Here is a 10,292-nt window from a genome sequence, read left to right on the forward strand (position 1 = left end):
GTGCGAGCGTAGCGAGCCTCGAAGGGTCTCGCAACGTGTCTCACCAGGCCCTTCGAGGCTCGTCGCTTGCGCTCCTCGCACCTCAGGGAGCAGGGATTATGCGGTTCTTTCGGATTAGGGAGCGGAAGGGGTGGTCGCTTGCGCTCCTCGCACCTCAGGGAGCGGAGGGCCGCTGTTGTCGCTCCTCGCCCTCAGAATTTGGGTCCACTCAGCGAACAGCATTGTCCGCCAACGCGCCTGGCGGTACCGTCTGGCCGCTGCCGCAGGTGGCTCCACCGTCGACCGGGATCGTAGCGCCGGTGACGAACGACGCCAGCGGTGAGGCGAGGAACGCGATCACCTCGGCGACCTCGCCGGCTGTGCCCCAGCGTTGCAGCGGCACCATCCGGCGCAGCGACTCGTACCGGTCCGGGGTGTTGACCGCGATCCGTCGCGTCATGCCGGTCTCGATGGGGCCGGGGCAGACGGAGTTGACCCGGATGCGGTCGACGGCCAGGTCGATGGCCAGGGACCTCGCGAGATTGACCACGCCGGCCTTCGCCGCGGCATATGGCCAGCGGTTCGGCTCGCCGCCCAGCGCCGTCGCCGACGCCGTCACGACCACCGAACCGCCCCCGGCCCGCCGGAGAGCGGGGATGGCTTCGCGCACACCGAGAACCACCGAGCGGAGATTCACGTCGAGGGAGTGGTCGAAGACCTCGAGGTCGAGCGTTTCGATGGACCCCGAAGCCGGGATCCCGGCGTTGAGGATCAGTGCGTCGAGCCGGCCGAACCGCTGTTCGGCCGTCTGTACCGCGAGCCGGTTGTCGTCGGCCGACGTCACGTCGCCGACGAGCGGGACGATCCGCGGCCGGCCCGCGAACTCGTCGCGAATCGCAGATGAGTTGTCCACCGCGACAACCGAACCGCCGCGTTCGACCAGGAGCTCGGTCACCGCACGGCCGATGCCCGACCCGGCACCGGTCACGATCGCGACGGTGCCCGACGCGGGTTCGGTCACTCGGTATCCATCTCGATGATGGCCCGGCCGACGATCTCACCTCGGGCGAGCGCCTGGTAGGCATCGTCGACGTCCTCGAGCCGGTAACGGCGGGTGATCACACGTTCCGGCTCGACGATCCCCCCGGCGACCATGCGCAGCAGGGCCGGCATGTCCCGCCGGGCCTTCGCGCCGTAGGAGCCACGGATCTGCAGGCTGCGCCGCACGAGGCGGGCCAGATCGAGCTCGCCGGGCGTGCCCGCGGGAGCGATCCCGACGACCACGGCGCGACCGCCATCGTCGAGGATGTCCAGCGCGGTGGCGAACGTGCTCGGGTTCCCGAGGGCCTCGAAGGCGACGTCGACGCCATGGCCGTCGGTCAGCGCGCGCACCTCGGCGACGACGTCGGTGTCGCGGGAGTTGATCGTATGGGTGGCGCCGAGGTCGGCCACCGCCTTGAGCTTGTCGTCGTTCACGTCGATCGCGATGATCTGGGCGACCCCGGCCGCGGCGGCGAACTGGACGATCGACGACCCGACACCACCGGCGGCCACGACGGCGACGCGGTCGGCCAGCCGGAGTTCGGCATTGTTGACGGCGCCGAGCGCGGTGAACGAACTGCAGCCGAGGATCGACACCTCACCGAGCCCGACCCCGTCGGGGACGACGAACGCGTCCGAGGCGGGAACGACACAGTATTCGGCGAGTCCGCCCATCGAGTACATCGCCAGCGGGCTGCCGTCCGACCGGGCCAGACGGGTCTCGCCGTCATAGAGCGTGCCCTTGAGTCGGTTGTGAGCGAAGAACTTCTCGCACAGGTCGTCGAGTCCACGCGCGCAGTGGCGGCAGTCGCCGCACGGCATGATGAAGCTGCAGACGACCCGATCACCCACCGCGAGCGTGTCGACGCCGTCGCCGAGCTCTTCGACAACGCCGGACACCTCGTGGCCGAGGACCGCGGGCGAGGGGAAGTTGACCTCGGATTTCAGCACGTGCAGGTCGGTGTGGCAGACGCCGCAGGCGGTGACCTTGAGCAGGATCTCGCCGCGACGGGGCGTCGGCCGCGGGATCTCCTCGACCGCGAGTTTCGGTGTACCGCCCTCCCAGACAGCAGCTTTCATGATGCGTTCTCCTTCTCAGGCCGGGCGGCGCCCACCCCGGACGGGTCGGACTCCGCGGAGCTGTCGTCACGCGCGAGCTGGATCAGCGGCGCCAGCCGCTCGGGCATCCTCGCCCAGTCCTCCGACGACCGGACGTCGTCGGAGAAATTGCATTCGATGATGAAGTGTTCCGCACCGACCGCCTTGGCGGTGCCGATATCGGCCGCCACGCCGTCGAGTCCCTGTCCGCCCGAACCCACCGGGTCGGTGGGGCGTTGGAGGTAGGACCGCAGGAACAGCCGCACCGGAGCGAGGTCGGCGGGCCGCTGTGCGGCCATGCTGTCGAGCTGTTCCTGTAGCGACTCGACGGTCCCGCTGCTGGGATTCCAGATGTCGAACAGCGCCGCGGTGCGGGCGAGGCCACGTTCGGACCGCAAGCCGGACAGCAAGGGCGGGTGCGGTGTCTGTACCGGTTTCGGCCGCACGGTCGACGTCGGGATGGTGAAGAAGTCCCCGTCGAACTCGACGGGGTCGGGACCCCAGCACGCCTGGACGGCTCGGACGAGTTCGTCCATCCGACGCCCCCTGGTGCGGGGGTCGACGTCCATGAGCCGGTGTTCCTCATCGGACCAGCCGACTCCCAGACCGGCGACGAGACGTCCGCCGGAGAGGAGATCGAGGGTGGCCAGGCGCTGCGCGAGTTCGACCGGACGGTGGTAACCGGCGACGAGGATGCTGCTCCCGATGAGGGGCCGGCGGGTGCAGGAGGCGACGAACGCCATGAGCTCGGTCGCCCCGAGCACCGAACGGTAGGCAGGGTGCACAGCAGTGGTGTGTCGGCCGCCGTAGATTGACGCATTCTGTTCGGAGTAGAAGAGATGCTCCTGCGCCCACAGCCCGGCGAAGCCGAGTTCTTCGGCGGACACCGCGAAGTCGCGGACCGCGGCGGCATCGACATGCTCGCCGAGTTGGGGGAGCGCGAGTCCGATCGTCGGACCACCGGCCCCGGATGTCGGTGCCATCAGAGGATCGTCACCGACCCGGTGTTGCCGTCGACCTCGATCATCGCGCCGTCGGGGATGCGTGCGGTCGCGTCGCGGACCGAGACGGCGCAGGGGATTCCGAGTTCGCGACACACGATCGAGGAGTGGGTGATCGTCGCACCCACGTTCACGACGACGCCGCCGGCGAAGACGAACAGCGGGGTCCAGGCCGGGTCGGTCTGTGGCGCGACGAGGATGTCGCCCTCTTCCAGCTGCTCGGCCTCGTACGGGTCGTGCAGGATTCGGGCGCGTCCCCGTGCGACGCCCGGGGCGCCGCCGACTCCGGAGAGGACGTCGCCGGGCACCGCGGGGTCGACACGCTGCCCGGTGCGGCGGGGCCACTGCGAGAGGGGGAGCGGTTCGAAGAGGAAGAACGGCGGTTGCAGATCGAACAGCGCGAGGTACTGCTCACGGCGTTCGGAGATGGTGGCCGCGAACGACTGCGGATCGGCGACGAAGCGATCGAGCTCGTCGTCGACGAGCATCGTGATGTCGTGGTGGTCGTCCATGATGCCGCGCTCGACCATCCGGTGGCCGAGTTCGTAGAGGGCGGCACGCATCTCGCCCATGATCTTCACGCACGCGGTCTTCGTGCGCTCTCGCCACGGCATGAACTTGGTGATCGACTTCGCCGCATTGCGGAAGGCGGTCGCCGATTCCGCGTCGGGCATCCCGGCGGCGAGTTCTTCGGTGAGCGCGATTCGTTTGTCCTGGTTGCGCCGCAGGATCAGTTCGGGATCCGCCTCCGGTGGGCTGTTCCGCATGCCGTTGATCGCCATCAGCGCCAGTACGGGTTTGGTCTCCCAGCTGTCCGAGCGGATGTCCCACTCGTTCGGTGCGCGTGAGCCGTAGCGGTAGAGGAAGTCGTCGAACTCCTCGCAGAACCTCGCGGCGTCGGCGGAGTCGCTGGACGTGATGGTCTCGAGGGCGGAGGCGAGCCCATGGTCGAAGATCTCGGTCAGCTCCGGTGAAGCGGCGACCAGGCGCCCCAGCTTCCACATCGCATACGACGGTGCAGCCGAGTCCACCCCACCCAATCCGCTGAGGAGGTCGCCGAGTTTGCTTGCCTCGCCGATGCTTTCGAGTAGCTGGCCGGCAACGGCCGGGCCCATCGTCGACAGCGTGGTGGTGACGGGGTGATAGGCGTAGCAGTAGATCAGATCGGGGAGCAGCGAGCGGGCGTGGTCGACGAGTTCGGCGTCGCTCATCGCGGTGAGTTCCGGTCGCTGGTCGCGTGCCCGGTCGGCGCGCCGTTTGGCTTCCTCGGCTTCCGGGAAGGTGTCGGTCGTCAGCGCCCAGGCGGTCTTCTCCGCGAGACCTGCGGTCAGTTCGGCGTTCTCGTCACCCGGCTTCGGCACGTACTCGGGGATGTCGGGATGGTCGCCCACCCACAGGCTGTTCCACACGGGCACGGTCAAGCCCGGGAGTCGGGCGCCGTTGAGCTCGGTCATCGAGAAGTTGGTGTAGTGGTAGCCGCCGAAGTTGCCGATGATCTGGGGCATCACCTCGTCGATCTCCTCGGCGAGGTGCGTACCCAGGTGTTCGACGTAGCCTTCGCGCCATCCGAGATTGAGGCCCTTGTTCCAGACCATCGTGACGTTCAGCGGACTCGACGGGTCGGGCAGCACTTCGCCGGCGTTGGCACGCGTGTACACGGGGTATCGGCTGCTGAACTCCCAGTCGGTGATCCATCGATCGATGTCGATCGCCCCCGCGGACTGCTCGTCACTCATGTGTTCCTCCTCATCGAGGTGACAGGCTGTATGTCAAGTCACACTATAGAAACCTGCGGACAATGAAAACATGTACAGAGATATTTCTCAGCAGTTTGAGCGGGATGATCACGGTCCGCGTCGTCGATGAGTAACTTTACTTAGTGTCTAGTAATGTGACTAGAGACCCGGAGATGTGGGTCACATCCCCCCGGCGCCGCCCGCTCCTCGCGTGGCTTCTCCAGGCGCATCCGACTGACGAAAGGAAACCCATGTTCGACAAGGTGCTGGTCGCGAACAGAGGCGAGATCGCGGTACGGGCGTTTCGAGCCTCGGTCGAGCTCGGCGCGAGCACGGTGGCCGTCTATCCCCACGAGGACCGCAACTCGGCGCATCGGACGAAGGCGTTCGAGTCGTACGAGATCGGCGAGCGCGGCCACCCGGTCCGCGCGTACCTGTCGGTCGACGAGATCGTCCGCATCGCGGTGAGGTCCGGAGCGGATGCCGTGTACCCGGGTTATGGGTTCCTCTCGGAGAATCCAGAGCTGGCGCGCGCGTGCGCGGCCGAGCAGATCACGTTCGTCGGCCCGTCCGCCGAGGTGCTCGAGCTCGCCGGCGACAAGTCCCGGGCTGTGGCCGCCGCGGCCGAGGCCGGACTGCCGGTGCTGACCTCGTCGATCCCGTCGAGCAACATCGACGAGCTCGTCGCCGCAGCCGAAGGCATCGGGTTCCCGCTCTTCGTCAAGGCGGTCGCCGGTGGCGGCGGGCGCGGTATGCGTCGCGTCGACGAACCGTCGCGTCTGCGTGGGGCGATCGAGGCCGCATCGCGGGAGGCGACCACGGCGTTCGGTGACGGCACGGTCTTCCTCGAGCGGGCGGTGGTCGACGCCCGGCACATCGAAGTGCAGATCCTCGCCGACGCCACCGGCGAGGTCATCCACCTGTACGAACGTGACTGCTCGTTGCAGCGTCGTCACCAGAAGGTCGTCGAAGTGGCCCCGGCGCCCGCACTCGATCCCGCGGTTCGCGACCGGATCTGCTCGGATGCAGTGGCTTTCGCCAGACACATCGGATACTCGTGTGCGGGGACGGTCGAGTTCCTGCTCGGCTCCGACGGGCGCCATGTGTTCATCGAGATGAATCCGCGTATCCAGGTGGAACATACGATCACCGAGGAGATCACCGACGTCGACCTGGTCGCCGCACAGCTGCAGATCGCATCGGGAGCGACCCTGCGGGAGCTGGGGTTGACCCAGGACGTCATCGAGATCCGCGGTGCGGCAGTGCAATGCCGGATCACGACCGAGGACGTGTCGGACGGCTTCCGTCCCGACACCGGCCGGATCACCGCCTACCGCACACCCGGCGGCTCCGGCGTCCGCCTGGACGGGAGCGTCGGACTGGGGTCCGAGATCGGCTCCCACTTCGACTCCATGCTGGTGAAGCTGACTTGTCGCGGACGGGACCTCGAGACCGCGCGGGCGCGGGCGCGCCGCGCGATCGCCGAGTTCCGGGTGCGCGGCGTCGCCACGAACATCCCGTTCCTACAGGCGGTCCTGGCCGACGAGGACTTCGGCGCGTGGCGGGTCACGACCTCCTTCATCGAGTCGCGCCCGGATCTGTTGGACCAACACGCCTCCGCTGACCGCGGTACTCGAATCCTGCGGTACCTCGCCGACATCACCGTGAACCGACCGCACGGCGAGCGACCGTCGGCGGTGTACCCAATCGACAAGCTGCCGGCGATCGACCTCGCGTCCCCGCCGCCGGCCGGTTCCCGTGACCGGCTTCGGGAGCTGGGCCCCGACGGTTTCGCCGCCGAGCTCCGCGCGTCGGCCGCACTCGCGGTCACCGACACCACCTTCCGCGACGCGCATCAGTCCCTCTTGGCCACCCGCGTGCGCAGCCGGGACCTGGTGACGGTGGCGCCGCACGTCGCGCGGATGACCCCGCAACTGTGGTCGGTCGAGGCGTGGGGCGGCGCGACCTATGACGTCGCGCTGCGGTTCCTCAAGGAGGATCCGTGGGAGCGTCTCGTCGCCCTGCGCGCGGCGATGCCCAACGTCTGCCTGCAGATGCTGTTGCGCGGCAAGAACACCGTCGGCTACACGCCGTACCCGGTGGAGGTGAGCGACGCATTCGTCCGCGAGGCGGCGTCCACCGGCGTCGACATCTTCCGGATCTTCGACGCGCTGAACAACATCGACGCGATGCGACCGGCCATCGACGCGGTGCGGGAGACCGGGACGTCGGTGGCGGAGGTGGCCATGTCCTACACCGGCGACCTGTCCGATCCGGGTGAGACCCTGTACACCCTGGACTACTACCTGAAGCTGGCCGAACAAATCGTCGATGCGGGCGCACACGTACTGGCGATCAAGGACATGGCGGGCTTGCTGCGCCCCGCCGCGGCGTCGACCTTGGTCCGTGCCCTACGGTCCCGCTTCGACCTGCCCGTGCATCTGCACACCCACGACACGGCCGGTGGCCAGCTCGCCACCTACCTCGCCGCCTGGGAGGCCGGAGTGGATGCGGTGGACGGGGCGAGCGCACCCCTGGCCGGAACGACGAGTCAGCCGCCGCTGTCGGCGATCGTCGCCGCGACCGCCAACACCGACCGCGACACCGGGATCGACCTTGCATCCTGTTGCGCGCTCGAACCCTACTGGGAGGCGGTCCGGGCGGCGTACTCCCCGTTCGACACCGGCCTGCCCGCGCCCACCGGCCGGGTCCATGCGCACGAGATCCCGGGCGGCCAGCTGTCGAACCTGCGGCAGCAGGCCCTCGCATTGGGGCTGGCGGACCGCTTCGAGGACATCGAGGCGGCGTACGCGGGCGCCGACAACGTGCTCGGACGGCTGATCAAGGTGACGCCCTCGTCGAAGGTGGTCGGCGACCTCGCACTTGCACTCGTCGGGGCCGGTGCGAGCGCCGCCGAGTTCGCCGACGATCCGACCGCCTACGACATCCCGGACTCGGTGGTGGAGTTCCTGCGCGGTGACCTGGGTGAACCGGCCGGCGGCTGGCCGGAGCCGCTCCGCACGCGCGCACTCGAAGGACGCACGGAACCTCGCCCGCCGGCCGCACTGACCGAGGGCGACCTCGCGGCGCTCACCGGCACCTCGTCGGAGCGCCGTGATGCGTTGAACCGCCTGCTGTTCCCCGGGCCGAATCGCGAGTTCCGCGAGCATCGTGAGACCTACGGCGACACGTCGCGGCTGTCGACCAACCAGTTCCTCTACGGTCTGCGTCAGGAGGAAGAGCATCGCGTGGAGCTGGAGAAGGGCGTCGAGCTGCTCATCGGGCTCGAGGCGATCTCCGATCCGGATGACTCCGGGATGCGCAACGTGCTGTGCATCCTGAACGGGCAGCTGCGGCCGGTTCGGGTGCGCGACCGAGCGGTGGAGTCGACCGCACGCAGCGCGGAGCGGGCCGACCCCGCAGTGCCGGGACAGCTCGCCGCACCGTTCTCCGGTGTGGTGACGCTGTCGGTGAAGGAAGGCGACGAAGTCCGGCGAGGAGAACCGGTCGGCACGATCGAGGCGATGAAGATGGAGGCCGCGATCTCCGCGCCGTGTTCCGGGACCGTGCAGCGTGTGGCGGTGTCCGGATCGGCCGAGGTCGACGGTGGGGATCTGTTGATGACGATCACGACGGAGTGACGCCGCGCATCGGGTCCGGGCATCCTTGGCTCGGACCCGATGTGGTCACTTGCGGGCCAGGTCGGCGACCTGCGCCTCCACCGCCGTCTTGGAATCGGGGTGTTCGGACAGTCGCACGGTGAAAGACTGTTCGAGCTCGTAGCCGCGGCGGATGTCGAGATCCTCACAGCCGTTCAAGGACTGCTTGGCGAGCACGATCGCGTGCCGGCTCTTCTCCGCGATGGTGCGCGCGCGTGCGGTGGCGATCTCCAGGAGATCGTCGTGTGCGACGACCTCGACGGGCGCTCCCCACCGCTCCAGGGTCGACGCATCGACCGGCTCCGCGGTGAGGAACATGCGACGCATCGCCTGTTCGGGCAGCATCCGGGCGGTGAACCGGCCACCGCCGAGGACCCCGACGTTCATCTCGGGGAGTCCGAAGGTTGCGCGTTCGGACGCGACCACGAGGTCGGCCAGAGCGACGAGTCCGAATCCGCTGCCGAGCGCGGGTCCGTTGACCGCGGCAACCACTGGGAGATGACATTCGCGCACGCTGAACAGCGCTCGCCTGGCCCGTCGCATCGCGATGTCGCCGCTGACGGTGGACATGGTGCGGAACTCGTTGATGTCGTTGCCCGCGCTGAAGATGCGGCCGCGGCCGGTCAGCACGATGACCCGGACCTCCTGGTCATCGGACAACGCCTCGAACGTCGCGGCGATGTCCTCGTACATCTGCCCGTCGATGGCATTGACCTTGCCCCGCGACAGTTCCACGAGTGCGATGCCCGGTTGCTGCAAGGTGACCGAGAGGCTCCCGGACGCAGGGGATGTGGTCTTCATGGGTGCCTAACTGTCGAGGACCGCGCCGTCTGGGCGGAGAACCGCGGCGCGCAGGGGTTCGAACGGTTCTCACGGTAATCGAGGTGGGTAAATATGTACAGAGTTATGTCACGCCTCCCGCGGCAACCCGTTCGACGAGGCGATCGGAGTCCCGATCCGAGTTCGACGGCAGGTCCGGGCGGGTAAGGTGTCGGCACCGACCGAACAGCCGACCACGGGAGCCGAATGACCGTCGCCGACGAGCCCGCCACCCGGCAGCCGCGCGGGCAGAAGATGTCCGCGCGGGTGGCCAACATGGTGGCCGACCAGATCCTCGGCGGTGGCATCGTCGAGGGTCAGCGCCTTCCGACGGAGAAGGAGATGGTCAGCGAGTACGGCGTGGCGCGGACGACGGTGCGCGAGGCGCTGCGACTCCTCGAGAGTCGCGACCTCGTGACGATCAAGGCGGGCATCGGTGGCGGGCCCATAGCCAAACGGCCAGAACTCGATTCGCTCGGCAACATCATGAAGCTCTTCCTGCAGATCAACGGTGCGAACATCAGCGATGTCATCGACGTCCGGTTGATGCTGGAACCGATGGTCGCGCGGGCCGCCGCGCAGAACGTCACCGACGAGCAGATCGAGTCGATGCAACTGGCACTGGACCGGATGCGTGATCATCCCGAGGACCACGCCAACTTCCAGGAGAACAACGCCGCGTTCCAGCGTGGGGTGTACGAGGCGGCGGGTAACCCCGCACTCCGGGTGGTGATGGAGACCCTGTGGCTGCTGGTCCGCGACGCCGAGCCGGTGGAGCATCCCATCGCCACGCGGCTCGCCGCCTTCGAACTCCAGCAGGACATCCTCGACGCGATGCGCGCCCGCGACGTCGAGGCCACCGCGGCCGCCATGGACGTCTTCAACCAGGAGTCCGCGCGGTACTACCGCCGGCGGCTCCGCGACATCATCTCCCGACCCGTGCAGTGGCAGATCTGAGC

Annotated in this window: 7 protein-coding genes; 2 read left to right on the top strand and 5 right to left on the bottom strand. The window is 68.2% G+C overall.

Going from position 1 to position 10,292, the window contains the following annotated elements:
• Positions 1-208: 208 nt before the first annotated feature.
• The 4 genes from ACFW3F_RS16630 to ACFW3F_RS16645 are packed head-to-tail and all read right to left on the bottom strand — an operon-like array spanning position 209 to position 4,855.
• Positions 209-1,000 (bottom strand): SDR family NAD(P)-dependent oxidoreductase, encoded by a 792-nt coding sequence (locus tag ACFW3F_RS16630; RefSeq protein WP_388059233.1) that lies wholly within the window; start codon positions 998-1,000, stop codon positions 209-211.
• The gene (locus ACFW3F_RS16635; protein WP_388059235.1) at positions 997-2,100 is read right to left on the bottom strand and encodes a zinc-binding dehydrogenase; all 1,104 of its coding nucleotides are present in this window, start codon (positions 2,098-2,100) and stop codon (positions 997-999) included. Before ACFW3F_RS16635 ends, ACFW3F_RS16630 begins: the two co-directional genes overlap by 4 nt.
• Complete coding sequence (locus tag ACFW3F_RS16640) at positions 2,097-3,101, bottom strand: TIGR03619 family F420-dependent LLM class oxidoreductase (protein ID WP_388059237.1); 1,005 nt, start codon at positions 3,099-3,101, stop codon at positions 2,097-2,099. The genes ACFW3F_RS16635 and ACFW3F_RS16640 overlap by 4 nt, the downstream gene beginning before the upstream one ends.
• On the bottom strand, positions 3,101-4,855 hold the full coding sequence (locus ACFW3F_RS16645; RefSeq protein ID WP_388059238.1) for a PEP-utilizing enzyme: 1,755 nt from the start codon (positions 4,853-4,855) through the stop codon (positions 3,101-3,103). Before ACFW3F_RS16645 ends, ACFW3F_RS16640 begins: the two co-directional genes overlap by 1 nt.
• 251 nt (positions 4,856-5,106) lie before the next feature.
• On the opposite strand from ACFW3F_RS16645, the gene ACFW3F_RS16650 reads away from it, so the two are divergent.
• The gene (locus ACFW3F_RS16650) at positions 5,107-8,496 is read left to right on the top strand and encodes a pyruvate carboxylase (protein ID WP_388059240.1); all 3,390 of its coding nucleotides are present in this window, start codon (positions 5,107-5,109) and stop codon (positions 8,494-8,496) included.
• Positions 8,497-8,541: 45 nt separating this feature from the next.
• Here the strand turns inward: ACFW3F_RS16650 and ACFW3F_RS16655 are convergent, their stop codons facing one another.
• Positions 8,542-9,315 carry an enoyl-CoA hydratase-related protein gene (locus ACFW3F_RS16655; protein WP_388059242.1) on the bottom strand — a complete coding sequence of 258 codons (774 nt, stop codon included), beginning with the start codon at positions 9,313-9,315 and terminating at the stop codon, positions 8,542-8,544.
• A 225-nt stretch (positions 9,316-9,540) separates the two neighbouring features.
• On the opposite strand from ACFW3F_RS16655, the gene ACFW3F_RS16660 reads away from it, so the two are divergent.
• Complete coding sequence (locus ACFW3F_RS16660) at positions 9,541-10,290, top strand: FadR/GntR family transcriptional regulator (RefSeq protein ID WP_388059244.1); 750 nt, start codon at positions 9,541-9,543, stop codon at positions 10,288-10,290.
• The last annotated feature ends 2 nt before the right edge of the window (positions 10,291-10,292 follow it).

It is taken from the genome of Gordonia sp. NPDC058843, from assembly GCF_042743165.1.
Classification (GTDB): domain Bacteria; phylum Actinomycetota; class Actinomycetes; order Mycobacteriales; family Mycobacteriaceae; genus Gordonia.

Excerpts from the sequence above, each read along its gene's own strand:
- ACFW3F_RS16650 (WP_388059240.1), top strand. The coding sequence starts at position 5,107 with ATGTTCGACAAGGTGCTGGTCGCGAACAGAGGCGAGATCGCGGTACGG.
- ACFW3F_RS16640 (WP_388059237.1), bottom strand. The coding sequence starts at position 3,101 with ATGGCACCGACATCCGGGGCCGGTGGTCCGACGATCGGACTCGCGCTC.
- ACFW3F_RS16645 (WP_388059238.1), bottom strand. The coding sequence starts at position 4,855 with ATGAGTGACGAGCAGTCCGCGGGGGCGATCGACATCGATCGATGGATC.
- ACFW3F_RS16660 (WP_388059244.1), top strand. The coding sequence starts at position 9,541 with ATGACCGTCGCCGACGAGCCCGCCACCCGGCAGCCGCGCGGGCAGAAG.
- ACFW3F_RS16635 (WP_388059235.1), bottom strand. The coding sequence starts at position 2,100 with ATGAAAGCTGCTGTCTGGGAGGGCGGTACACCGAAACTCGCGGTCGAG.
- ACFW3F_RS16655 (WP_388059242.1), bottom strand. The coding sequence starts at position 9,315 with ATGAAGACCACATCCCCTGCGTCCGGGAGCCTCTCGGTCACCTTGCAG.